Origin of the sequence: Neobacillus rhizosphaerae, assembly GCF_050477885.1 — a bacterium.
Lineage (GTDB): Bacteria > Bacillota > Bacilli > Bacillales > Cytobacillaceae > Neobacillus > Neobacillus rhizosphaerae_A.
On record NZ_JBCNAC010000148.1, the window covers coordinates 1 to 24,884 of the forward strand.

The window sequence follows — 24,884 nt, forward strand, 5'->3', positions numbered from 1 at the left end:
TCCAATCAACAGGGTGTATAAATCAACACTGTTCCTTAACACAGCCTTTACTTTAAATATAATCATACTTATTCTTTGAGATGATACTCCTTATACCACTCAATGAACTGTCCCAAACCTATTTCCAGCGGGGTAGAGGGAGAGAATCCAATATCTTTTTGTAAGCTACTAATATCAGCGTATGTTACTTTTACGTCACCTGGTTCCATTGGTGAAAATTCAACCTTTGCTTTTTTTCCTATTAGTTTCTCTAATATCTGAATAAATTTCATTAAATTTACTGGATTATTGTTACCAATGTTATAAATTTGGTATGGGGCATAGCTGGAGCTTGGGTCAGGGTTGTTTCTATCCCAATAGTTATTGGATTTAGGGGGATGATCAATAAGTCTAATCATACCTTCAACAATATCATCAATAAAAGTAAAGTCTCTACTCATGTCACCTTGATTAAATACCTTAATCGTTTTTTCTTCGAAAATGTTTTTTGTAAATGAGTAGTATGCCATATCTGGTCTACCCCAAGGTCCGTATACTGTAAAGAAACGGAGCCCTGTTGTAGGGATATTATATAAATGGCTATAGGTATGTGCCATTAATTCATTGGATTTTTTGGTAGCAGCATACATACTAACGGGATGGTCAACTGAGTCTTTCGGTGAGAAAGGAATTTTTGTATTCGAGCCATAAACGGAACTTGATGAGGCATAAATTAAATGCTCTACCGAGTAGTCTCTGCAAGCCTCTAATACATTTAAGAAACCCAGGAGATTGGATAGAACATATGCATGAGGGTTTTTAAGGCTATAACGAACTCCAGCTTGGGCTGCTAAGTTAAAGACAATTCTGATAGAATGATCTGCAAATAGTTGTTTTAATGATTCCAGGTTTCCCAAATCTGTTTTGTAGAATGTAAAATTGGGATGCTTCTCTAAAATTTTGATTCGTTCTTCCTTTAAACATACATCGTAATATTCATTAAGATTATCTAGACCAATAACCTGATGACTTTCAGCTAACAACCGTTTAGAGAGATGAAACCCAATAAATCCAGCCGCACCTGTCACTAAGATCTTCATTTTCTTCGATCCGATCCCTTTTTTCGTTCATGGTCTTTTTTACGATTCGAATCCTTCTTACGATCGTGTCCATTTTTACGATTAGACTCTTTTTTATGATTATGGTCTTTCTTTCGGTTGTTCTCTTTTTTACGATCATGCCCTTTTTTACTGCTCCGAGTTTTCTTCGAATTCTTTAAGTTTTCGTTAGCGACATCTTCATTTGTAAGGGGAATAGGTGTCTTTGTCCATTCCTCATGTGTTTTTGGATCCATTGCCTTTACCTGTTCGAGAAAAGAATCTAAGAATCCTCTTTCATGAAGGTTTTGAAATAACTCAAGTGGTCTATCTTGTACTCTAGAGAAGGAATACACGTGGTCGACTAACTTAAATCCACTATTAGTTACAAAGATATGCCTTAGTGGGGCATCGATTTGTTTAAAACCATTCTTTTTCATGGAGGTTAAAATGTCTAGTAGTCTTCTAGCTATGTCATTTGAAAGGCTGGATTGCTTTTTTAGGAACGTATTTAAATCCGGTCCTACTAGATATTCCATTAATACATAGTTGGAACCAGTCTCGTAGACTTTTGGAATGAAAGATAATTTTTGACTAGACATTAAAACCTCTTTTTCTTGCTTTGCATGGTCTGGGTTTCCGTAAATTTTTACACATTTATCTTCAGCAACTCGGTATACAGCTCCTTGGTGTCCTGAACCTATTAGTGTTTGGGTTACGGAACTTTCAACTTTAACCCCTTTACCTGATCCACCTGAATATACAGGAATGTTCTTGTAGTCAAAACTGTTTTCGTTAAAGTATTTTTGCCAGACTTCAAAAGTTTCCGGCTCTAGCTTTTTCACTTGGGATAAAAATGATTCTTTTAACAAGATGATATTTAAATCTCTCAATAATTTTAGTGGAATTGGGTGATTTCGTTTGAACGCATTTACGTGATCAATCAATTTCAGTTCTTCATTTTCAAGGACGAAAATATGTCTTAAAGGTGCATCGAGCATTGTAAATTTAGTCTTTTTCATTTCTCTTAAAACATCTAGAAGTTTTTTTGTGATTGATTCGGGAATATACGTACAGTTTCTAAGGTATTCTTTCAACGTTGGAGCATTAAAGTATTCCATCTCGATAAAGTTTGAACCTGTTTTAAAGACTTTAGGAAAAAAGGATAAATGTTGTCCTGCTTTAAGAGCTTCTGCTTCCATTTTCGCTTGTAGGGGATCAGTGTAAATTTTTACGCACTTATTTTCAGAAATTTTAAAAACTGCACCTTGAGCACCCATTCCAATTAGCGGATAGTTTGTAGGGTTATCTATTTCTAATGTTTTCAATCCTTTTGTTACTTTAATTGATTTATAATCTGCCATTACTATCCTCCTATCAGTAGTTCATCATAATATTTTGCTTGTAGCAGCAGCTGTTGTTTAGAGTCAAAAAGGGTTTCAACTTTTTTACGTGCAGCTATTGTATAGGTTTCCCATAGCTGTCTATTGGTGAGCATAAATTCAAGGCCAGCAGCCAATTCATCCACATTATTTTCCTCTACTAAGAATCCTTCCTGATTATGTGTGATTAGTTCTGGAATGCCTGCATGGTAAGTTGAGAGTACTGGTACACCAAGTGCCATAGCTTCCTTTAATGTATTAGGAATACCTTCTACATCTCCATTAGCCGCTTCTAAGCTAGCAGCACAAAACACATCAGCATTTGACATATACTCTCTAACTTTGTCTTTATGAAGATGATTTAATAATTGAAATGAATCTCCTAAATTTAATTGTTTAGCAAGTGATATAAGCTCATCCTGTAGTTCTCCGCCACCGATAATAGTCAGAGTAGCACTAGGAAATTTGTCTCTTATCTTTTGAAAAGCTTTAATTAAAATATTGTGACCTTTTTTTTCTACTAATCTTCCAACAGAAAGAATGTTTAGTGAACCATCAAGGCTTGGTGCACGGTAATGGTATTTACTGAGGTCAACCCCTCCATATAACACTCTAATTTTTTCTGGAGGACAGCCCCATGCAATAATCCTATCAGCTAAATATTGGCAAACTGGGAAAAAACGCTCCCCTTGTTTAAAAAGCATTTTCATATTTTCTAGATAACTGACAGGCTGATTTGCTAAGGTTGCATCTCTGCCTCGAATGCTGGTGACTAAAGGTAGGTTTGTTTCCTCTTTAAAAGGGAGGAGTAAAATACCTAGTTGGCCGTGGTGTGCATGTAAAAGTGAGATGTCATTTTTTTTAACGTACCCTTTTGGGGAAAAAATTTCATTGAGATAATGGACCTTTTCATTGAGCAAAGAAAGGTCGGTCATGTACTTGGGTTGACGGACCAAATGAATGTAATCATATCCTGGGACCTCACGTATTTGTGAAATATATTGAGTCGGATCCACTCTTAAATTTAAATGTAGAGCTTTTGGCAAATATGTCGTCTCCTTTCATTATCATCTATAGACTTTTAAGCCGGCTTCATCATAGGTTATTCATGGTTGGAAGAAGAGGCTTGGACAAATCTCACGAAAAGTATGGTATTTTTATTGGAAATAATTAAATGAAAAGTGCATTGAAAATGCTGGAGCGGAAATAACACTTTGAGATTACATAGGAAATTTGTTTATGTGAAAATCCTGTTAAGGTAGAGGGTGAAGCACACATTAATTTTTTCCAAGAATAAAATGGGTTAAAAAATGTAAGAGGATGAACCATATGCCCATTTTACTGCCTGTAAATATTAAAACAGCTTCAATTAGTGGGGGACCCAATAAAAGGGTCATTTATCCACAAGTCATTGGGATGCAGAATCATGAAACGGCAAAATTAATCAATCATACAATCGTTAATCAAACTCAGGAACTAATTGATCAACAAGTGGGGAATATGCCGACAACAGTTGAGGAAATGCTTGGCTTATATGAAATTAAAAACAACCAACGTAATGTTCTAAGTTTGTCAGTCTCAAATTATACTTACCATTACCATGCCGCACATGGAATGACGTATATAAAGTCTCTAACATTTGACTTGGAAAAAGCGAAGTCAAGTGAATTGAAAGACTTATTTAAGCCTGGAAGTGATTATATTCAGAGGCTCTCAACATTAATTAAAGAGCAAATCGTAGACCGAAAGATTCAGCTGATTACAGACTTTACAGTAATTAAACCGGACCAAGACTATTATATTGCTGATAAGTCACTGGTTATCTATTTTCAGCTATATGAAATAACTCCATATGTGTTTGGATTTCCTATGTTTCCGATTTCAATCTATGATATACAGGAAATAATAGACGAAAAGGGTCCTCTTGGTCGAATGGCGGTAAATAATTAGTATTATACCTACTTGATTCAATTTCTAAAATATTCAGAAAAAATATTGACTGATTAATGCCGTCCTATTTATAATATTTTCAAGGAGGGGGTTATTATATCTCAATTAGAAACAGTAATTGTTACGGGTTATGCTAAGGCCCCTCAAGGGACATCCATGCATGAACTATATAAACATGCAGGAATTGTTCTGGAAATAAACTATCATAGTCATACAATAGAAAAAGCGGATTTCACCTTTGTGACTGGTCTAACTAAAGAATTTTTCGAGAAAATATTAATTGGTTACTGTTTGAAGGATGGGATTGAGACTTTAGTCCAAAAAATTAAGGACCATTATTTTGCTCCTTCCCAACAGGCGATCATAGTTGCACTGCAATCGGCCGTACAAAGGTATTGGGATCATATTAATAATAAAATCTAGATTGGTTTTAATAAAGTGGGAGATTTTCCTCTCTCATGGTCTTATTAAAGCTGAGCAAATTTGAAAGGCTGCAGAAATGTTCATTTTTGTAGCTTATTAGAATATTGCTCAGCTTTTTGTATGTTTTTAAGAGTAAATAACTCTGGGGGAATGAGAATGAATAAGCTAATTTCGGCAATGGAAGCAGCATCAATGATTAAAGATGGAAATAGGATCATGGTTGGAGGTTTTGGTTTAGTAGGCTGTCCATTATCCATATTGCGTTCTTTACAACAGTCAGGAACAGCAAACTTAGAAATAATCAGTAACAATCTTGGTGAGCCTGGAAAAGGGCTTGGCATGCTTGTTAAGGAAAAGAGAGTTCGAAAAGGAATTGGTTCTTATTTTACAAGTAATCCAGATGTGGTAAAAGCCTACCAAATGGGGGAGTTAGATATTGAATTGCTCCCACAAGGAACGCTATCGGAAGCTATTCGTGCTGGAGGAGCAGGAATTGCAGCCTTTTATACACCAGTTGGTGCTGGTACGGAGATTACAAAAGGAAAAGAAGAGAGAGAAATTGAAGGTAAAAAATATATTTTACAGCCGTCATTAAAGGCTGATATAGCCTTAATAAAAGCACATAAAGCTGATGAATTAGGTAATTTAGTGTATACAAAATCAGCTAGAAATTTTAATCCTATTATGGCAACTGCAGCCAAAGTAGTAATTGCGGAGGTTGATCAAATAGTGAAAAAAGGTGAGTTATCACCCGAAGAAATCGTTACATCTCATCTCTTTGTAGATTATCTTGTATTGAAGGAGGAAGAAATAGTATGAGTGATAAACACGTCATTGCCAAAAGGGCAGGTCTAGCTTTAGAAGATGGTGATATTGTCAATCTTGGCATTGGTATACCGACATTGGTTGCTGATTTTGTTCCCGAGGGGATTAAAGTCTACCTCCACTCAGAAAATGGAATTTTAGGTGTAGGACCGACCCCTCAACCGGATGAAGTCGATAAGAACTTGGTGAATGCCGGGAAGCTTCCCGTTACGGTTGAAGACGGAGCTTCCTTCTTTGACAGTGCCTCTTCATTTGCGATGATTCGCGGAGGCCATGTAGATGTGTCCATTTTAGGTGTCCTCCAGGTAGATGAAAAAGGTCGTGTGGCAAACTGGGCTGTCCCTGGGAAGAGTGTTTTAGGTGTTGGTGGAGCAATGGACTTGTTAGAGGGCTCAAGAAAAGTCATTGTCACCACTTTACACACCACCAAGGAAGGCGAATCTAAAATAGTAAAAGAATTACAGTACCCTATCACCTCACTAAGAAAAGTGGATCTAATCATAACTGAACTGGCAGTTTTCGAGGTGGATGAGGAAGGATTAGTTCTTATTGAAGTATTACCTGGTCAAACTATCGAATCTGTCAAAGCAAAGACTGACGCGCGATTTAGGATTGCTTTAAGCTGTAAGGATTGTAAGGAGAATGAATGGAGAGTGACACAATAATGGTCGTTATTGTAAGTGCACTTAGAACGGCGGTCGGGAAAATTGGTGGTGCGCTTTCGACAGTGCCACCAGAAGAATTCTTAGCTACTGTTATGAATAATAATTTAGCTTCTGTTGGTTATAATTCTTCTATAGTAGATGAAGTAATCATTGGTCAAACAAAACAGAGTGCTGAAACACCTAATATCGCAAGGGTAGCAGCATTAAAAGCCAGATTTCCTGTAAAGGTGACTGGGCATACAGTACAAATGCAATGTGGTTCAGGACTTCAAGCTGTAATAAATGGAATCATGTCCATCGAGATAGGTCAATCGGAGGTTGTTTTGGCAGGCGGAGTGGAAAGTATGTCTCAAGCACCTTATTACTTTGTTGGTAATAGAAAGGAGTTAAAACCAGGGGATTTAACTTTATATGATTCCAATACTCGTAGCCAAGTCTGCTCCCAGCCTCAAGATTTATATGGAACGTTTAACATGGGCCAAACAGCTGAATGGTTAGCAGAAAAATTTGAGATTTCTAGAGAAGAACAAGATCTCTTTGCACTTGATAGTCAAGAAAAAGCCCTAAGAGCTTTGGAGAACGAGCGTTTTTCAGCTGAAATTGTGCCAATAAGTGTTCCAATTGGCAAGGGTGAAAGCTTGTTCTTCGCTGTTGATGAGCATCCTAGAAGGTCATCTCTAGAAAAATTATCCGCCCTTAAGCCTGCCTTTAAGGAAGGGGGCACAGTGACAGCTGGTAATTCATCCGGTCGGAATGACGGGGCAGCGGTCTTAATGCTGATGAGTGAAGAAAAAGCAGAAAAACTGGGACTGACACCTTTAGCTACTGTTAAATCATGGGCTGTTTCTGGAGTGTCGCCTAAAGAGATGGGCCTTGGTCCAGTTTCTGCCAGTGATAAAGCTATAGAGAAGGCTGGATTAACGATAGAAGAGATAGATCTCATTGAATTGAATGAAGCATTTGCTGCACAAGCAATTGCATGTCTAAAGCGCTGGCCTGAAATAGACCGAAAAAAGGTAAACGTTAATGGTGGAGGGATTGCTTTAGGTCATCCACTAGGTTGTTCAGGCGCAAGAATCCTGGTTACCCTTCTACATGAATTGCAAAAGACTAAGTTAACTTACGGACTGGCAACATTATGCATTGCAGGGGGCCAAGGAATTGCGATGGTAGTAGAGCGGTGGAGGGAAAGGAAGAATTAAAGTAAGTGATTCATTAGTTACTATAAATATGTTATGTAAACTGATTTACAGGAATATTTTTCTTTTTAGATGAATGAAAGACATTTCTGATTTATTGAGTAAGAGATTTGTCCTTCATTGGCAGGATGAAAGATATTTTTGATCGATGTTGTTGGAAGTTTGTCCTTCATCAATGCGATGAAGGACACTTTTTATAAAGATACATTGTATTTTGTCTTTCATAGCAATGACAGGGGCTCATTAACTCTTTTTTAGCTTCATACCAAAAGTTAAGATTTCGTAATCATTCTTTAGCACATACCCATAATTTTTTGTATGGTCGATAACGATATCTCCATCGAGATATGCTTGTACTTCCGGGCTAACAAGGATAGTAATCTCCTCAAATAGATACACTTCATCATGTTCTACCTGCTCATCCTGAGCAAGTTCGTACACAATAGTGCTACCTCAACCACTAGTTTGATGAGCAATAATCCTAACAGAAGTTTTCTCAGGGAGAACCGTTTTTAATTGAATATATGCGTTTTTTGTTAGATTTATTTTCAATATGATCACCTCTAACTATTAAAATACCCTTCACACGGGGTTCTAATCGTGAAAAACCTTTACACCTTTACAATGATAGCAAATTTTATTAAAAAAATAGACAATAAATAATGTAGGACTGAAAAACTAAAATGGTAAAATAATAATGTCTAAAGAAAAGGAGCCAATACATATGAACAGAACAGAAATTATCGCTCGAAGAATACTAGGATGGAAATTAAATAGCTGGGATCGATGGTATGATTTTGAAATGGATGCATTTATTCCTGTTTCAGATTTTGAACCTGAACATAACCTTGACCATGCGATGGTTATCGTTGAGAGATTAAAAAAATTGGGGTTTACATATAAAACAAATGGCGTTTCTGAGGTTTGCTTTAATGATGTTTGTGAAACAGGAGAAACGTTAACAGAAGCAATCACAAATGCAGCTTTCACCATTGCTGATAATAGTTCAGTACCGGATGAATGGTTGTAAGAAATAGCTAAGGTATGGATAGGATTAAAAAAACCAGGTCATAAAAACCTGGTTCTCTTTACTTAACACAAAACAGTAGAATGTTAGTAGAACTACTTATATAAAAAGATCTTAAGGTTATCATTCTTATCCACCGTTGCTAGCAAGACGTTTTTGATATCAGATTTATATAAATTTTCTAATTTAGATATAACCCAATCTTCGTCCTTTTGTGTTTGCAGTAACTCATTAGAAATTATTTTACCTTCTTTGATAATCGTCCTTGGTAAATCGAAAGGTTCTGTCATTATTTGCATGGTCGATGGTGTAATGGGTTGGTATTTAGGATCTAGAAAAATGGATATTGTCCCATCTGCCTCCCAAAAAGCTATTGCCACGCTTTTGACATCTGCTACTTTTTCCTTTCGTAATTCACCTAATAACAAATCTAAAGAAATCCTTGCCTTTTTAAGGCCTTTATATAAAATCTCTCCATCTATTACGAGTGGGATTGGTGCACTGTTAATTAGCATTCTCAACCATGGCCATTTAAGTATAATGAATATACCACCAAGATATAAGGTTACTAATACAATGGTGGAAATGACGGACCCTTTTAACCCAAGATGTTGGTCAGACAATGGATGGGCAATAATGTTGCCAATAACTAGAGCGATTACAAAATCAAGCAGTCTTAATTGAGAGATGGCACGCTGTCCTAAAACTTTACCAACGATGACCAAGAAGAAAAAACCAACAACAGCACGTAAAACCCATTCAATTGAGGTTAGTGATTCTTGGCTTTGAAAAAAATCCATGCAATGCACCCTTTTTCCAATAAACTAAAACTTATTGTTTCTCTGATATGTTTTTAATAACCTAAATTCAGTGCTAAAAAATAAAAAAATTACTGGTAATGGTATATACTTACATAGTCTCAATGAGCAGAAGTGTAAAATAGGAGGATTGAACTTTGGAGATAGGAATTAGTACCTTTATAGAAACCACACCGGACGTTCAGACCGGAGAAGTAATAAGTCATGCACAGAGAATACGTGAAGTAGTAGAAGAAATTGTTCTCGCCGACCAAATTGGATTGGATGTGTTTGGCGTCGGGGAGCATCATCGAAAGGATTATGCAGCTTCCTCTCCTGCAGTTGTTCTGGCTGCCGCAGCATCACAAACGAAACGGATCCGATTGACAAGTGCCGTTACGGTGCTTTCTTCTGCAGATCCGGTACGAGTATTCCAAGATTTTGCTACACTAGATGCCATTTCAAATGGACGAGCAGAAATCATGGCGGGCAGAGGTTCCTTCATTGAATCATTCCCACTGTTTGGTTACAATCTAAGGGATTATGATGAATTATTCGAGGAGAAACTGGACCTCTTATTAAAATTACGCGAGTCAGAGAAAGTAACTTGGAAAGGGAGTTATCGGCCAGCCATTAATAACCTGGGCGTATATCCAAGACCTGTTCAAGACCCCCTCCCAGTATGGATTGGCAGTGGTGGAAACACGGAATCAGTTATTCGAGCAGGTGTCCTCGGCTTACCCCTTGTATTAGCCATAATTGGAGGCAGTCCAGTTCGATTTGCTCCATTGGTTAAACTTTATAAGAGAGCTGCAGCACAAGCAGGGCACGATTTATCGAAACTTTCTGTTGCCTCACATTCACATGGTTTTATCGCTGAAACAACTCAACTAGCAGCAGACAAGTTTTTCCCATCTACCCAGCAAGCTATGAATGTGCTAGGGAGGGAGCGGGGATGGGGACATTATGATCGTTCAAGCTTCGATGCAGCAAGAAGCTTTGAAGGAGCGTTGTACGTAGGTGATTCAGAAACAGTTGCTCAAAAAATCATCCACCTTCGGAAGAATGTTGGAATCACACGCTTTTTCCTTCACGTTCCTGTAGGTACCATGCCTCATGAAGATGTCATGAGAGCTATTGAGCTGTTGGGTAAAGAGGTAGCGCCTAGAGTTCGAGAGGAAATTGCCGAGTGGGAAAAAACACAATAGTTTAGCACAACCTATTTACCTGCTAGCTATCTAATAGCGAACGTTATCATTTTGTTAGTTCCTAAAATGTATAGTAAAAACAAAAAAAGCTTGTAGAAAGCAGTCCATAGGGACCCGATTCTACAAGCTTTTAATTGTGTTGATTAAGCATTCCTTAAAACAGTAATAAATCCATCAAGGATCTGGTGGCTTATTTTGAAACTTTTACCTTGATAGAACTTTAAGGCCTGATCGTTGCCATTTGATACAAAAATAAACAAATCATCAATGGACGGAAATGAACGTAACCAACCCTTCGACATTTCGAATAGAACGGATCCAATTCCACTACTACGATAACCTTCTTTGATATAAAACTGAGAAAGACAACCGACATCTTCATTTTTAACTGAGTCAAGATCAAAAAAGGTAGCAAAATCATTTGAATAGGTTTCCTTTGACGAAATGTTGCTATACACATATCCCACAATTTCATCATTATCTTTTGCAACTACTATGTAATTATATTTGGCGCTGTTGACAGAAGGGATCATTCTAGTTTCAAAATTCATGTTATCAAAAAACTCTGGATGAATCGTTGCTTTAGATTTTTGATAAGCCATTAATTCATTTACAAGATTCTTTAGGCAACTAATATTATCTTCAGAAATCACTTCGTATTGGATAGCCATCAATAATTTTCCTTTCTAGATATTAATAAAGTGGTAATTAATAGCTATTAAAAGTATATGATAAGTCAGTAGTAAAGCCAATTTAAAATAATTAAAAAGCTGTCATATACAAAGTATGATTCGTTGTATATGACAGCTATATTTATTTGCAAAATATGTGTTTCCCAATTTTTTTGATCTGGGGTCGACTCCAGATCCAACTGCTCGTCGCAGTAGCGGGGTTGAAATAATATAGAGCTCCACCACTAGGATCCCATCCATTTATAGCATCAAGAACCGCTTTTTTTGCTGTTTCATTTGGTGTTAAATTTATTTGTCCATCCGCAACAGCTGTGAAGGCTCCAGGTTCATAGATGACGCCTGCGACGGTATTAGGGAAAGATACACTTTGGACCCTATTAAGGATAACGGCAGCTACAGCTACTTGGCCCTCATATGGTTCTCCACGTGATTCTCCGTAAACAGCGTTTGCCATCAACTGTATGTCATTTTGGGAATAGCCGTTTGGAACATTTGAGCTATTAGCAGAATTTCCTTTCTGTTCATATTTTGTCGCTCTCACCAGCATTTCTTTCGTTTTGGCGCCTACAACTCCATCAACAGGCAATCCAAATTTATCTTGAAAATTCCTAACCGCCCAGTAGGTATCCCAACCAAACACACCATCTATCTTACTTTTGTAAAAACCATTATATGTAAGTCGTGTTTGCAATTCAATTACATCTTCCCCCGCAGCACCTCGTTGTAGGACTTGAGTTGAGAATGCTTGTATTTCTTTGCTTTGGTCACCATTGGCCAATACGATTACAACTATAAAGGTAAAAATTAGCGGTATTTTTAGGAAAGCACTCAATTGCACAATCTAACCTCCAAACCACATAAAAAACTATATTTTATATGTTTACATATTTTTCCCTTTCTATGTATTGGAATAAAAAATAAAGGGAGATTATCTTGATAGATAACCTCCCTTTATTTTTATTATGGAAGAGAAATGTTTTTAGATTATTCCAAGCCGTTCTAGACCATATCGTACACCGTCTTCTTCGGCTGAGAGTGTAACCATATTGGCCACTTGTTTCAATTCTTTGCGACCTGACCCCATAGCCACTCCCATTCCTACCAAGGACAGCATTTCGATATCATTTAGGCCATCTCCAAATGCAACAGCCTCGTCGGGTGCTATGCCTAGCTTTTCTAATAGTTTAGTAATACCTACTGCTTTGTTGGAGTTAGACAAATTAACATCACAGGTTCTAGCGCCTGAACTCCATCTTCTGAAATCTAACTCTGGTACATTGGTTTGATAATGAAGCTCTTCCTCCAAATCGCAATGTAAGAACAATTGGTATATGTCTTCATCTGTCCAAAATTGAGCGGGTGCAAGCTCTGGTTTCCATGGATCATGTTGGTACGCTTCAATCACGTATGGGTGGCTTAAATCTGTGGACTTAAAGCTTGTGCCACTTAAGAAAGTAAGTGGATGCTGAAAATCATTTGATAAGAGATGTACTTTCTCTAAAATCTGTTTATCTATAGCGCTCTTATATATTTCTATCCCTTCATGATAGGCATAGGATCCATTAAAAAAGACCATGGATTCTACTCCAGTTTCTTGAATTATGGAATCTGAAAAATAGGGGGCTCTCCCCGTAGCAATGATAACCTGTAACTTTTTCTCTCTCAACTGCTGGATCGCAGCCTTAGTAGCGTGGCTCAATTTTGTTTTTCCATGAGGAAGGATGGTTCCGTCTACATCTAAGATGACTAACTTGTAATTCATAAACTCTCTCCTAAAATGTATTCTCGGTGGGTTATGCAAAGTATAAGCACAGTATAACACATTGGTCTTCAATCACGTAAAAGAAGGCTTTAGGTAAGAGTATTACTCAGTTTGAAAATATTAAATCATGAAAGAATTAAGCAGGGAAATGAATATACAAAATCGAACTTGTAAACTAAGCAACTAGCGGTAGCTACATGATGTATTTTATGAATGGAGTGATTGGATGAGCAAGAATGTCAATCGAAAGATTTTATTAGCTAGTCGTCCGAAAGGAATGCCAGATGCAAGCAATTTTGACATAGTTGAGAGCGAGATTCCGGAAATTAGTGAGGGAGAGGTACTCATCCGTACTCTTTATCTGTCAGTGGATCCTTATATGCGCGGTAGGATGTCGGATGCAAAATCCTATGCGAAACCTTATGAGGTGGGAGAACCATTTATTGGAGGCATGGTTGGGGAGATCGTTGAATCTAAAAATACAAGGTTTCAAGAGGGACAATACGTGGAAGGGCGCCTGGAGTGGGCAGAATACAATGTGTCAGATGGTAGTACCATCCGGAAGGTCAATCCTGAGTTAGCCCCAATTACCACGGCCCTTCATGTTCTAGGGATGCCAGGGTTAACTGCCTATTTTGGCTTAATATTCATAGGACAGCCGAAGGAAGGGGAAACAGTTGTTGTTTCTGGAGCGTCTGGCGCCGTTGGAACAATTGTTGGCCAAATTGCGAAGTTAAAAGGCTGCCGTGTAGTAGGGATTGCAGGAGCAGATGATAAATGTAGGTTTTTAACAGAAGAATTAGGTTTTGATGCTGCTATTAACTATAAAACAGAAGAAAATCTCCGCAAAGCACTTAAGGAGGTTTGTCCTTCAGGAGTCGATGTTTATTTCGACAATGTCGGAGGTAAAGTAAGCGATGCTGTAATGACTTTGATAAATTTTCAGTCTCGCACAGCTATTTGCGGACAAATCTCGCAGTACAACTTAGAAAAGCCGGAGATAGGACCAAGGGTAGCGGGACAATTGCTGACAACTAGTTCATTGATGAAAGGCTTTATTGTATCTGATTATGCAGCTCATAATAAGGAAGGATTAATTCAGTTATCACAATGGGTAAAAGAAGGGAAAATACAATATCGTGAGAATATAGTGGATGGCTTTGAAAATACAGTTGAAGCCTTTTTAGGGCTTTTCCGAGGGGATAACATTGGAAAACAGCTAGTGAAAGTTGCAGAGGAATAAAGGAATAATGAATAGCTAATAAGGGCATACGGTAAAACCGTGCCCTTTATTATGCTGTTCTGTTTACTTTTTGATTGGTGGATTGTTTACGTCTACATGAAACGGAAGAGAGTTATCTGCTTTGTCATTTCCATAGAACTGCTCTTGGATTTCGTTATTTGCCATATCTTCCTCAGAACCCTCTGAAACGTAGCTCCTAGACCCAAAGTCATAAAATAATTGATCCATTTGTTGATTTGCTTCAACTGCCTCATTTTTTTTTTCTTTCACATTTAAACGCCCCTTTTTATCATTTGTCTATATTTTTCCCATTCTGTGTTGAAAGTACAAGTATGTTGATAAAGTTTTTATAAAAAGGAAGGATGATGCTTCATGAATTACACGTAAATCGTTCTTCATAAGCGATACTGAGATGCCCCATTCTAGAGTGAAAAAGTTTACAACCAACGCTCACCCTTATAATATAAAATCAATAAATAGTAATGGAGTGGAAGTTTATGTCGATTGAACAAGTTGTTCAACAACAAATTGAATACTACAACAAACAGGATATTGAAGGGTTTGCCAGTACATATGCAGATGATATTACGGTTTACACATTTCCGGATAACACCATAACTTTAAGTGGAAAACAAGAATTGATTGAAAGGTATACAGGAACATTTAAAAAGAAGAATTTTGCGGACATAAAAAATCGTTCCATTGTCGGCAACAAAGTAATAGATTGGGAAATTGCAACGAGCGGGCTTACGGGAGAAAGTACAAGCTTAATGGCCATTTATGAAGTAGAGAACAATTTAATATCAAAGGTTTGGTTTATACGAGAGTAGGACTTCCATGATGGAAGTCCTTTTTTTTAATCACATGACGTTAATCCTTTAAAGTGATGGGGGACAGGCACCAAAATATAATTTTTTAGAGGGTTAGAGTAGATTTTGTTGAATTTGCTTATAAAAGGATAAATTTGTATCAAGTCAAACAATCCACCCAATGATTCAAAGAATATCTAAGTGCAGGGATCAGCTTCTTCTAGCAACCAATAATGAAATTGACATACTTGGGCAAAAGGGATATAAAGATTATTGAATTGGAAAAGTTAGAAATTTAATATTAGGTAGAGCTCAATTAGGTAAGAATATAAAAGTGAAATTTGTCATTATGGTGATGAATGGTATATTTTTTATGCTTTAATTATGTCCTGTCAGATCATTTAAATCCTATGGAGCTTAAAAATACGAAAAACGGAGGAAGGTCAAAATGTATACTTCAATAGATGAATTTATCCAAGAATGGAATCATGAAGCAGGGTCTACACAAAAAGTATTAGATGCGTTAACCGACAATTCCCTTCAACAACAGGTTTCATCGGAAGACCGTACCTTAGGCCGAATTGCCTGGCACATTGTAACAAGTACTCCTGGAATGCTTATCGAGTTCGGAATCAAGGTTGAACCAGTAGAAAATTCAGGAACTGTTCCTTCCTTAGCAAAGGAATTGGCCGAAACATTTCGAAAGGTTAGTGCCGAAACAATTGACGCAGTGAAACAGGAATGGACGGATGAGTCCCTAATGGAAATGGTTAATGTGTTTGGTATGACGATGCCAAAAGCAGTAACACTTTCATTGCTCATCAAGCACATTATTCATCACCGTGGTCAAATGACAGTGCTCATGCGTCAGGCAGGATTGAAAGTTCCTGGTATTTATGGGCCTGCAAGAGAAGAATGGACTCACATGGGAATGGATGCTCCAGCACTTTAACAAATCAAGATAGAGAGAGCCCTTTATTTGCAAAGCTGCATGTAAAAGGCTCTTTTTTATTAATGAAGGGGTTGATAGTTTAAGTCGAGATATGAGGAATAGAAGACTATTGGAGGGCAAATCCGAATACAACATGTGGTAGAATTAGATAAACATAGATGAAATAATCCTGGAAGGGATGAGGGCTATATGGAAAAGATATACATGGATTACAATGCTAGTACCTCTCTAGCTCCGGAGGTAGTAAGTGCGATGCAACCACTGCTACTGGATTATTATGGGAATCCTTCAGCCTTACATTGGGCAGGAAAACCAGTAAAGGAATTATTACATAAAGCAAGAGAACAGGTAGCTGAATTAATTGCTTGTTCTCCTGGGGAAATTATTTTTACAAGTGGTGGAAGTGAGGCAAATAACCTTGCTTTAAAAGGGTATTATTTTAAAAATAAGCATAAAGGCAACCATATCATTACATCAAAAGTTGAACACCCCGCTATCGTAAGTCCTTGTAAGTTTCTTGAACAAGTTGGGGCACGGATAACTTACGTAGGTGTTGACCAGTATGGAAGAGTATCACCTGAAGAAATCGAAAAGGCGATTACAAAAGAAACAATTCTGATTACAGTCATGCACTCCAATAATGAAGTAGGTACGTTACAGCCGATAAAAGAGATTGGGGCAATAGCGGAAAGGAAAGGAATTGCTTTTCATACAGATGCTTCTCAATCCGTTGGAAAAGTCCCTGTCCAAGTGAATGATTTAAAAGTAGACATGCTAACGATTGCTGGTCATAAACTATATGCACCAAAAGGAATTGGTGCCTTATATAAAAGAGATGGAATCCAACTTGAACCTCTAATACACGGAGCGGGGCATGAATTTGGACTTCGTGCTGGCACCGAAAATACTTTACTAGCAGTGGGATTAGGCAAGGCATGTGAAATCGCTTCTAAAGAAGTAGGTAAAAATAGAATCAAAGATTTGACCGACTATTTTTGGGGGAGGCTAAAGGGGGTGTTCGGGAAACAGGTTGTCCTGAATGGACATCCTGAGGAACGGCTGCCGAATACTTTGAATGTAAGTTTTGTAAATAAAATGGGCCAAGAACTATTAGATTCAATTCCTAGTCTTGCAGCATCAACTGGATCAGCTTGTCATGCTGGAAGCATAGAACTCTCAGCTGTATTGAAGGAGATGAATGTTCCTGTAGAGGTTGGGATGGGAGCTATCCGGTTTAGTTTAGGCAGGAATACAACTAAGGAAGAAATTGATAAAGTAATCTTATTGTTAAATAATATAATGTGAAATAGAAAATGGTATCCATCATATAAAGAGCCCTAGTTTAGGGCTTTTTATTACGAATATGGACGTCAATTAGGAAATTTTTCTTATTCGAGAGAATTCAGATGGAAAAAGGGAAAATTACCTTATCCAGCCCTATTATTTAGTCTAGTTTTATTATTTCTGTTAAATGAACCAATTTAATATTACGTAGGCTTTCGACTTCCTTAATCTCGGAATAACCTGAAGTAAACATATAAAGAATTAGGTATCTCTTACCATTGTAAAAGACATGCGAATTGTTCTTCATTTAATAGTCTCAACCCTTCAATCTTTTTCTTTTTCAATATATTAGAAGAAAATGAAAAGCATGTTAGTTTTTTGGATAAATTATCGAAAAAAGAAGGAAATTGATTAGGATAAAGCTGCAAAAGAACAGACTTGATCTGGACCGAAGTAAAAATAGAACCAATTGGATTTTTTTGAAAATATAGGACTATCATATATGAAGGATGGTATTCACCTGACTGTTCCATTGGGCAAATTGTAGTTCTTTGTACATCTTAGAAGAATTATTCATCAAGGTTTCTTCCAACCTAAGTCTCATCTAGAGTGATGGGTGAGGCACAAAATCCAAATTCAGATAAAATATAATTTTTTAGAGGGTTATGTTAGATTTTGTTGAAATGGAAATAAAGGTTATATCATTCAATAAATGACATTATTCCCAATTATACTTAAAGCGGTTCAATCCAAAAGAAAGGATTGAACCGTTTATTTTTATGCTTGGAATTCTATTAATAAACTTAAAAACTAAAAAAATTCAATAAATAAAATTATTTTTAGAATTCAATCATTATTTTTGAAATTCGGGATATTAATTAGTATACCAGTTGTATTCAAGTGGAATTCAACTTGTATATAAGCAGCATTATTGTTTTTGGAGGTGGAGAATTATTAAAGTTTCTAATAAACCCCAGTTAAAAGATATAGCCTATATGAAAATCAAAGAAATTATTGTAAAAGGGGAGGAGGAATTTACATCTGAAAGCAGCTTAGTAAATCTATTAAGTATGAGTAGAACCCCAATAAGAGAAGCTTTACACCGTTTAGAGAATGAAGGATTCTTAAAGATTTTTTCTAATCAAGGTATATTTTTTACTATACCAACTGTGGAAGAACGAAATGAGTTATTTGATTTAAGGATTGCAATTGAGACTCATGCAATTAAACAAGTAAGTGTATTCACAAATGAGAATATATCTTACCTTAATGAAAATATTAAAAATCAACATATTGCATTTGAAAATAAAGATTATCAGGAATTTAATGAATTAGATATGGATTTTCATCAGTATTTATTGGAAGTAAATGGAAACTCTCATTTTTTAAAAGTCTATAAAAATTGCAGGGAAAGACTAATGACAATACGAAGTGCAAAGTACTTATTGAGTTCACGTTCTGATGTCCTAAAGGAACTGATAGATGATCATAAAGATATCTTAGAAAATCTAAATAAAAGTTCAAACCATTTAAGTGCAAAAATTCTTGAAAAACATATAAACAAAGGGAAAACAAATTTTTCATAAATTCTACTATAAAGGAGACAAACAATATGACTTCAGTATTTTTAAAAAATATGAGCTGGAAAAATTTCTATATATTAAAAGAAAACACGGATTTGGTGATTATTCCAACTGGTGCCTTTGAGGTTTATGGTCAACATTTGCCACTTGGCTCAGATACGCTGGTTGCTGTTAAAATTTCTGAAATGATTGCTGAGAAAGTAGGGGGCATAGTAGGTCCAACAATGGAAGTGGGGGATTCATCAATGCTTGATGATTTTCCAGGAACGATAACTATTCGCCCAGAGAGTTTTAAAAATTATTTGTGGGATATTTTAGTTAGTTTGAAAAAATGGGGATTTAAAGATTTCTTATTTATTAATAACCACCTCGGAAACGTTCCTATTATTGATCAACTTTCTCGTGATTTACAAAGGGACGATCAAATGAGGTGTGCACAAATTGATTTTTGGAGATTTGTTCAATCAGTAGATGAAGGTATCGTTGAAACAAAAGTTCCTCATGGACACGCAAGTGAAGTAGGTACATCTATATTATTGTACTTATATCCAGATTACTGTGATATGAATTTGGTAGTTGATGAACATCCAACAACATCGAACGCTTTTCCAGATGTAATTCAATATATAAAATACGGTGACCTGAGTAAATCCGGAACGATCGGTGATGCGACTGCCGGAACACCAGAGAAAGGAAAAAAACTTGTTGATAGATCAGTAGATCGTATCGTTCAATTTTTAGAAGAAAGTTGGGGATATGGTGAAAAAAATTGAAAAGATACTGGGAATCATTTCAGCAATTTTGCTAGTAATTTTAGCCCTGATAGTTACCCTTCAAATATTCGCTAGAGTATTGACGATATCTGTTCCATGGTCAGAAGAACTAGCAAGGCAAGCATTGATTTGTCTTACATTCATAGGGGGAGCACTTGCCTACTATCGAGGAGGGGAGCTTAAGATTACGTTATTAATAGACTTATTTCCACCAGCCTTGCGTAAATGGAATGATTTAATCATATCCATCCTTTCTATAGCTATTACAATAGTTGTAGTCTTCAGTGGTATAAAATTTTTAGGGGACATCTGGGGTTCTCCTACAGTAGCGTTACAGTTAAACAAGGGGATTTTTTTCATAACAATTCCAACTAGTTTTTTACTAATTCTTATCAAGTTATATAAAAATATAATAGGAGTTGTTAAACCTAAAGAGCTGTAGGAAGGAGGGATGGAATGTTAGTCATTCTTTTTATATCACTTTTTGTATTATTGCTTTTGGGAATGGATATTTCTCTAGTCATGTTAAGCAGTGCAGCGATCGTTGTATTCTTTAGTCAATACAGTGATTTTCCTTTATTAATTGAAACTGTTTCCCAGCATCTTTTTAGTGGAGTAGATAACTTTAGCTTTACAGCCATTCCATTATTCATTCTTGCTGGAGAAATTATGAATAGAGGATTGATTACTGACAAACTGGTGAAATTCTCTCAAACTTTCTTGGGGCATATTCCAGGTGGTGTAGCACAGACGGGTGTAGGACTAAATGTAGTCATGTCCGGTATGTCAGGTTCTGCGGTTGCGGACTGTGCTTCAACTGGAAGCATATTAATCCCTGCTATGGAAAAGGATGGATATAAACCTGAACGTGCAGCGGCTATTATCGCAAGTGCATCGACTATTGCACCCGTTTTTCCACCAAGTATACCGATGATTATTATAGGATCGATTGCAGGCATATCGGTGGGTAAACTTTTCTTGGCGGGGATCGTGCCAGGCTTGTTAATGGGAATAACCATCATGGTCTATATCTATTTTCACGCCAAAAAGACAAAAATGGAGTTGAAACAAAAATCTACATTTAAAGAAAAGGTTTCAGCTACAAAAAGTGCTTTTCTAGCATTATTGTTACCAATAATAATCATCGGAAGTATTTTAACTGGGATCGCAAGTCCAACAGAATCAGCAGTTCTTGGTGTAATTTATGCACTCTTTGTAACTATCTTTGTCTATCGTTCGCTCACGCTCAAAGGATTATATCAAACCTTAATCGAAGCTACCGTATCCTCTGGAACCATTTTATTAGTCTCAGCAAGTGGTGTTCTTTTTGGTTGGCTGGCAACCTATTACAATTTAGGTAACCTTGTAAAGAACCTCCTATTTTCAATCAGTGATAATGTATTTGTTATTTTGATTGTAGTTAACATAATGTTACTCCTACTAGGAATGGTATTAGAAGCAATCCCAATTATTCTACTATCTGTTCCAGTCTTACTTCCAATATTAGGGGATTTAGGAATCGATCCTGTGCAAGCATCTATTATTATGGTTGTTAATTTAATGATTGGACTCATTACACCGCCTGTTGGCTTACACCTATTTATTACTTCCTCGATTGCAAAAGTACCAATAACAGCAGTAATTAAAGAATCAATTCCATTTGTTTTCGTACTAATGATTGTTTTAGTTCTTGTTACCTTTGTGCCAAGTATTTCCCTATTTGTACCGAGTTTATTTAATTAACTGAATGTAAGGGAGCTGAGAGTAATGAAGATCATTCAAAATGTAATTGTATTGTTCATGCTTCTTGGATTAATTGCTGGCTGTGGTAATAAAGCAAATACTAGCTCTGAAACAAATTCAGAAAAAAATAAATCTATTAAATTTAGGTCTGCAGATGTGGTTGATATAAATAGCCCTTATACAAAAGGAATGCAAAAATACGCAGATGAACTTAAAACTGCAACCGATGGGAAATTTTCACTTGAACACTTCCCTGCTGGGCAATTAGGTTCAGATGCAGAAATTTTTGAATCTGTAAAACAAGGAAGTATTGATTTCGCCCTCCAAGGTGCGATTCCAGGTAGTAAAGTCGCAGGTGCATTTTATATTCCCTACTTATTTGAAGATGCGGATCATTTAAAGAAAGTTATTTTTGGTAGTACGGGGGAGAAGATTAAAAAGTTAATTGAAAAAGAAACAGGCGTAAAAGTAATCGGGTTTGTTCCTTTTGCAGCTAGGATGTTGACTACCAAAGGTGTAGAAGTAAAAACACCAGATGATTTGAAAGGGTTAAAAATCCGTGTTCCTGAGACACCAGCAGTTGTAGAAGGATGGAAACAATTAGGTGCAAGCCCAACTCCAATTTCATTTACTGAATTATTTACCTCACTACAAACTGGTGTGGTTGATGGTCAAGAGAACCCGTATGAAATTATTTTAAATAATAGTTTTTATGAAGTTCAAGATACATTAAATGAAACATATCATAACTTCCCTGTCCGTACACTCATTATGAATAAGGAAAAATATAATTCCTTATCTCAAGATGAGAAAAAGATTCTAGAAGATAAATGGATTGAAATAGCGAAATATATTGATCAGTTATATTCCGAAAAGGAATCGGATTATAAGCAACAATTGAAAGAAAAAGGGATGAAATTCGTAAAGACAGATATTAGTAGCTTTAAAGATAAATCACGTGAAACAACGAAAAAACTGGCAACTGAGATTTTTGGTGAAGAAATTTATAAGGAAATCGAATCGCTAGGTAAGTAAATTTATATCCAGGTGGTGTTTTAAAATGTTAGTATCGGCTGTTCAATTAAATTCCAAACAAAATAAGGAAGAGAATATAACAAAGGCAATTTATTTTATTGAAAAAGCTGCTTCTGCAGGAGCAAAGCTAATTGTCCTACCTGAATACATGAATTACATTAGCAGTAAAAGAGCAGCCTTAGAATATGCAGAAACAATTCCTGGGCCGACTACTGATCGATTAATGAAAATAGCAAAGGAACTGAATGTATTTATTCATTGTGGTAGTATGTTAGAAAGCTATAATAATGAGCAAGCCTTTAATACAAGTGTTTTAATTAATGATCAAGGAGAAATGGAAGCAAAGTATCGGAAAATACATTTGTTTGATATCGATGTTGAAGGGGTAGCTTCATATAAAGAGTCCAATTTGATTAAGGCTGGGGAAGAGATTGTCACTGCAGATACTACTGTTGGCAAAATTGGATTTAGTATTTGTTATGATCTTAGATTTCCTGAATTATACCGGAAATTAATGCTCCAAGGCTCTGAAATCATTGTTGTTCCGGCAGCATTTAATCAAAGAACTGGTATTCATCACTGGGAAACACTACTAAAAGCTAGAGCAATAGAAAATCAATGTTATATTATAGCTGCAGGGCAAATAGGCTCATTTGAAGAAGGTCAAACTACCTTTGGAAGTTCAATGATTATTGATCCTTGGGGAATTGTAATAGCTAGAGCATCTGATGTTGAGGGTTTTATTGTTGCTGAGGTAAACAAAGAATATATTAATAAATTAAGACGGCAGCTTCCATGTCTAAATAACCGTAAACCGGAAATTTATTAATATCCCAATTTGAGTTTACATTCAAAAAGCGGTTCATTCTATTAGACTAGATTGAACTGCTTTTTTTATTTCCAGCTGAATTATCTATGGTACATCCATTAATTCTGTTATATGTACCAATTCAATAGAATATAAGCTTCCGACTTCCTTAATCTCGCAGTAACCTGAAGTATACTTATAAAGGATTACATATCTCTTGCCATTGTAAAAAACATGCGAATTGTTCTCCATTTATTAGTCTCCACCCTTCATCTTTTTCTTTTTAAATATATTAGTAGGAAATGAAAAGTATGTTATTTTTTTGGAGAAATAATCGAAAAAAGAAGGAAATTGACGTAAAGGATGTAATATTGATCTAAAGAAATATTTAGTAAACACAGTGTTTTATTAATATGTAAGCGCATACATTTATTAATAAGCACTGGAGGTGATGTAATTGATCTATCCTTATGGTAAAGATTATATCCAATACTTGAATGATGAAGGATATTCTAGAATCACCTATGAACAATGGAAAAATAAAATGAGTAAGCAAGAAATAGATAAAGGGAAAAATGGTAAAGACCAGAATCAATCTGGTCCGAAGTACAAGTAGGAAGCGCCAACAGGCGTTTTTTTATTTGTACGTAAATCCTATATTTGCTTGTCCCTAGCCATTTATCAATGGCTGAAAATGAACACTAATCAATCGGTTGCAATATGTTCACAAAAATCTGGTATTAGCTTTTAGTATGGTTTCTTCAATAAAACTGGCGTCGTCTACATTGGATGATGCCAGTTTTATTGATAAGGTTAATAATTTAATCCCAAAGATGATATAATACGACAAATAAATAATTTGAAATATCTGACTATTATTATTATAATAAACATGTATCGTGTCGGCAGCCGACACGAATGAAAACTGACTACAAAGAACTTTACATAATATAAAAACGTAAAAAGAGGTGATTATATGTTTGATTACAGTCCATTGCAAAAGCCTTTACCGTATTACCAACAAATCCAACAATCCTTAAAAGAGAGTATCTTTAATGGTGTTTACAAACCAGGGGATCGATTATATGAAGCCCAAATTGCGAAGCTTTACAATATTAGCAGAAGCCCTGTACGAGAAGCAATTCGTGGACTCGTAATTGAGGGTTTGCTGGTAATGGATGAAAAGTCACAAATATCCGTTTACAAACCAAATTTACAAGATGTTCGAGATATTTACGAATGCAGGATTTCTTTAGAATCTAAAGCAGTAGAACTTACAGCGGAACGAGCAACAGAGGAGCAAATGCAAGAGCTGGAAAAGACGTTAGCAGAAACCGCCGAAGCCATAAAAGAATCAAAATCAGATAGTATTGTCGCATGTAATGCACGTTTTCACGAACAACTTATCCAATTCAGTGGAAACGCCAGATTAATGAAGCTTGTTGAGGATTTAAATGGTTTAATCTATTATTACCGTGTTTTAAATATTCAAGGAGAAGACAGAGTGAATACGATTTTAAAAGGGCATATGGACATTTACCAAGCATTAAAAGATAGAGATCCGAAAAAAGCAGCTGATAGATTACGAGAGCATACGCAAGAGGATTTAATAAATTTGGTTCATATTATTGAACATTTAGAGGAGTGA

Annotated in this window: 29 protein-coding genes; 19 read left to right on the forward strand and 10 right to left on the reverse strand. The window is 36.2% G+C overall.

The window, feature by feature from the left end:
• Positions 1–68: 68 nt before the first annotated feature.
• From ABES03_RS19990 to ABES03_RS20000, 3 genes are read right to left on the reverse strand one after another with little or no spacing between them, the layout of a single operon-like run.
• The gene (locus ABES03_RS19990) at positions 69–1,079 is read right to left on the reverse strand and encodes an NAD-dependent epimerase (RefSeq protein WP_430119960.1); all 1,011 of its coding nucleotides are present in this window, start codon (positions 1,077–1,079) and stop codon (positions 69–71) included.
• Positions 1,076–2,440 carry a hypothetical protein gene (locus ABES03_RS19995; RefSeq protein WP_430119962.1) on the reverse strand — a complete coding sequence of 455 codons (1,365 nt, stop codon included), beginning with the start codon at positions 2,438–2,440 and terminating at the stop codon, positions 1,076–1,078. Before ABES03_RS19995 ends, ABES03_RS19990 begins: the two co-directional genes overlap by 4 nt.
• Positions 2,441–2,442: 2 nt before the next feature.
• Positions 2,443–3,504 (reverse strand): glycosyltransferase, encoded by a 1,062-nt coding sequence (locus ABES03_RS20000; protein ID WP_430119964.1) that lies wholly within the window; start codon positions 3,502–3,504, stop codon positions 2,443–2,445.
• A 283-nt stretch (positions 3,505–3,787) separates the two neighbouring features.
• Here ABES03_RS20000 and ABES03_RS20005 point away from each other — a divergent pair, with 283 nt between their 5' ends.
• The 5 genes from ABES03_RS20005 (at position 3,788) to ABES03_RS20025 (ending at position 7,523) form a co-directional block, all read left to right on the forward strand.
• Complete coding sequence (locus ABES03_RS20005; protein ID WP_430119966.1) at positions 3,788–4,408, forward strand: DUF3298 domain-containing protein; 621 nt, start codon at positions 3,788–3,790, stop codon at positions 4,406–4,408.
• 117 nt (positions 4,409–4,525) lie between these two features.
• A complete protein-coding gene (locus tag ABES03_RS20010) occupies positions 4,526–4,831 on the forward strand; it encodes a DUF3870 domain-containing protein (RefSeq protein WP_430120148.1) in 306 nt (101 codons plus the stop codon).
• A gap of 156 nt (positions 4,832–4,987) precedes the next feature.
• The gene (locus ABES03_RS20015; RefSeq protein WP_430119968.1) at positions 4,988–5,650 is read left to right on the forward strand and encodes a CoA transferase subunit A; all 663 of its coding nucleotides are present in this window, start codon (positions 4,988–4,990) and stop codon (positions 5,648–5,650) included.
• The gene (locus ABES03_RS20020) at positions 5,647–6,321 is read left to right on the forward strand and encodes a 3-oxoacid CoA-transferase subunit B (protein WP_430119969.1); all 675 of its coding nucleotides are present in this window, start codon (positions 5,647–5,649) and stop codon (positions 6,319–6,321) included. The genes ABES03_RS20015 and ABES03_RS20020 overlap by 4 nt, the downstream gene beginning before the upstream one ends.
• The gene (locus ABES03_RS20025) at positions 6,321–7,523 is read left to right on the forward strand and encodes a thiolase family protein (protein ID WP_430120150.1); all 1,203 of its coding nucleotides are present in this window, start codon (positions 6,321–6,323) and stop codon (positions 7,521–7,523) included. Before ABES03_RS20020 ends, ABES03_RS20025 begins: the two co-directional genes overlap by 1 nt.
• 240 nt (positions 7,524–7,763) lie before the next feature.
• Here ABES03_RS20025 and ABES03_RS20030 read toward each other — a convergent pair whose 3' ends face one another.
• On the reverse strand, positions 7,764–7,961 hold the full coding sequence (locus ABES03_RS20030; RefSeq protein WP_430119971.1) for a hypothetical protein: 198 nt from the start codon (positions 7,959–7,961) through the stop codon (positions 7,764–7,766).
• A 283-nt stretch (positions 7,962–8,244) separates the two neighbouring features.
• Here ABES03_RS20030 and ABES03_RS20035 point away from each other — a divergent pair, with 283 nt between their 5' ends.
• Positions 8,245–8,550, forward strand: a complete 306-nt coding sequence (locus ABES03_RS20035) for a BC1872 family protein (RefSeq protein WP_430119972.1) — start codon at positions 8,245–8,247, stop codon at positions 8,548–8,550.
• Positions 8,551–8,642: 92 nt separating this feature from the next.
• On the opposite strand, the gene ABES03_RS20040 is transcribed toward ABES03_RS20035, so the two are convergent.
• A complete protein-coding gene (locus ABES03_RS20040) occupies positions 8,643–9,347 on the reverse strand; it encodes a DUF421 domain-containing protein (RefSeq protein ID WP_430119974.1) in 705 nt (234 codons plus the stop codon).
• 155 nt (positions 9,348–9,502) lie between these two features.
• Between ABES03_RS20040 and ABES03_RS20045 the strand changes: the two genes are divergently transcribed.
• Positions 9,503–10,552 (forward strand): LLM class flavin-dependent oxidoreductase, encoded by a 1,050-nt coding sequence (locus ABES03_RS20045; protein WP_430119976.1) that lies wholly within the window; start codon positions 9,503–9,505, stop codon positions 10,550–10,552.
• Between the two features lie 143 nt (positions 10,553–10,695).
• On the opposite strand, the gene ABES03_RS20050 is transcribed toward ABES03_RS20045, so the two are convergent.
• The 3 genes from ABES03_RS20050 to ABES03_RS20060 form a co-directional block, all read right to left on the reverse strand.
• Positions 10,696–11,223 carry a GNAT family N-acetyltransferase gene (locus tag ABES03_RS20050; RefSeq protein ID WP_430119978.1) on the reverse strand — a complete coding sequence of 176 codons (528 nt, stop codon included), beginning with the start codon at positions 11,221–11,223 and terminating at the stop codon, positions 10,696–10,698.
• 142 nt (positions 11,224–11,365) lie between these two features.
• Complete coding sequence (gene sleB / locus ABES03_RS20055; RefSeq protein WP_430119980.1) at positions 11,366–12,082, reverse strand: spore cortex-lytic enzyme; 717 nt, start codon at positions 12,080–12,082, stop codon at positions 11,366–11,368.
• A 141-nt stretch (positions 12,083–12,223) separates the two neighbouring features.
• Positions 12,224–13,006 carry a Cof-type HAD-IIB family hydrolase gene (locus tag ABES03_RS20060; RefSeq protein ID WP_430119982.1) on the reverse strand — a complete coding sequence of 261 codons (783 nt, stop codon included), beginning with the start codon at positions 13,004–13,006 and terminating at the stop codon, positions 12,224–12,226.
• A 226-nt stretch (positions 13,007–13,232) separates the two neighbouring features.
• On the opposite strand from ABES03_RS20060, the gene ABES03_RS20065 reads away from it, so the two are divergent.
• Positions 13,233–14,249 (forward strand): NADP-dependent oxidoreductase, encoded by a 1,017-nt coding sequence (locus ABES03_RS20065; protein WP_430119984.1) that lies wholly within the window; start codon positions 13,233–13,235, stop codon positions 14,247–14,249.
• A 63-nt stretch (positions 14,250–14,312) separates the two neighbouring features.
• On the opposite strand, the gene ABES03_RS20070 is transcribed toward ABES03_RS20065, so the two are convergent.
• Complete coding sequence (locus ABES03_RS20070; RefSeq protein WP_430119986.1) at positions 14,313–14,519, reverse strand: hypothetical protein; 207 nt, start codon at positions 14,517–14,519, stop codon at positions 14,313–14,315.
• 227 nt (positions 14,520–14,746) lie between these two features.
• Here ABES03_RS20070 and ABES03_RS20075 point away from each other — a divergent pair, with 227 nt between their 5' ends.
• The 9 genes from ABES03_RS20075 to ABES03_RS20115 all read left to right on the forward strand — a co-directional run bounded on the left by ABES03_RS20075 (position 14,747) and on the right by ABES03_RS20115 (position 23,257).
• Complete coding sequence (locus ABES03_RS20075) at positions 14,747–15,079, forward strand: nuclear transport factor 2 family protein (protein ID WP_430119988.1); 333 nt, start codon at positions 14,747–14,749, stop codon at positions 15,077–15,079.
• A gap of 427 nt (positions 15,080–15,506) precedes the next feature.
• On the forward strand, positions 15,507–16,010 hold the full coding sequence (locus ABES03_RS20080) for a DinB family protein (RefSeq protein ID WP_430119989.1): 504 nt from the start codon (positions 15,507–15,509) through the stop codon (positions 16,008–16,010).
• 189 nt (positions 16,011–16,199) lie between these two features.
• Entirely contained in the window at positions 16,200–17,315 is a 1,116-nt protein-coding gene (locus ABES03_RS20085) for a cysteine desulfurase family protein (RefSeq protein WP_430119991.1), read from the forward strand.
• Between the two features lie 974 nt (positions 17,316–18,289).
• Positions 18,290–18,880: a GntR family transcriptional regulator gene (locus ABES03_RS20090; RefSeq protein ID WP_430119993.1), complete on the forward strand. Its 591-nt coding sequence runs from the start codon at positions 18,290–18,292 to the stop codon at positions 18,878–18,880.
• A gap of 26 nt (positions 18,881–18,906) precedes the next feature.
• Positions 18,907–19,650: a creatininase family protein gene (locus ABES03_RS20095; protein ID WP_430119995.1), complete on the forward strand. Its 744-nt coding sequence runs from the start codon at positions 18,907–18,909 to the stop codon at positions 19,648–19,650.
• Positions 19,634–20,092 carry a TRAP transporter small permease gene (locus tag ABES03_RS20100; protein WP_430119997.1) on the forward strand — a complete coding sequence of 153 codons (459 nt, stop codon included), beginning with the start codon at positions 19,634–19,636 and terminating at the stop codon, positions 20,090–20,092. Before ABES03_RS20095 ends, ABES03_RS20100 begins: the two co-directional genes overlap by 17 nt.
• Before the next feature lie 14 nt (positions 20,093–20,106).
• Complete coding sequence (locus ABES03_RS20105; protein WP_430119999.1) at positions 20,107–21,393, forward strand: TRAP transporter large permease; 1,287 nt, start codon at positions 20,107–20,109, stop codon at positions 21,391–21,393.
• 24 nt (positions 21,394–21,417) lie between these two features.
• Positions 21,418–22,428, forward strand: a complete 1,011-nt coding sequence (locus ABES03_RS20110; RefSeq protein ID WP_430120001.1) for a TRAP transporter substrate-binding protein — start codon at positions 21,418–21,420, stop codon at positions 22,426–22,428.
• A gap of 25 nt (positions 22,429–22,453) precedes the next feature.
• Positions 22,454–23,257, forward strand: coding sequence for a carbon-nitrogen hydrolase family protein (locus tag ABES03_RS20115; protein ID WP_430120003.1), 804 nt, complete (start codon positions 22,454–22,456; stop codon positions 23,255–23,257).
• Positions 23,258–23,341: 84 nt separating this feature from the next.
• Here the strand turns inward: ABES03_RS20115 and ABES03_RS20120 are convergent, their stop codons facing one another.
• Positions 23,342–23,488: a hypothetical protein gene (locus tag ABES03_RS20120; RefSeq protein ID WP_430120005.1), complete on the reverse strand. Its 147-nt coding sequence runs from the start codon at positions 23,486–23,488 to the stop codon at positions 23,342–23,344.
• Positions 23,489–23,693: 205 nt separating this feature from the next.
• Here ABES03_RS20120 and ABES03_RS20125 point away from each other — a divergent pair, with 205 nt between their 5' ends.
• Positions 23,694–23,852, forward strand: a complete 159-nt coding sequence (locus ABES03_RS20125) for a hypothetical protein (protein ID WP_430120007.1) — start codon at positions 23,694–23,696, stop codon at positions 23,850–23,852.
• Between the two features lie 360 nt (positions 23,853–24,212).
• A complete protein-coding gene (locus tag ABES03_RS20130) occupies positions 24,213–24,884 on the forward strand; it encodes a GntR family transcriptional regulator (RefSeq protein WP_430120009.1) in 672 nt (223 codons plus the stop codon).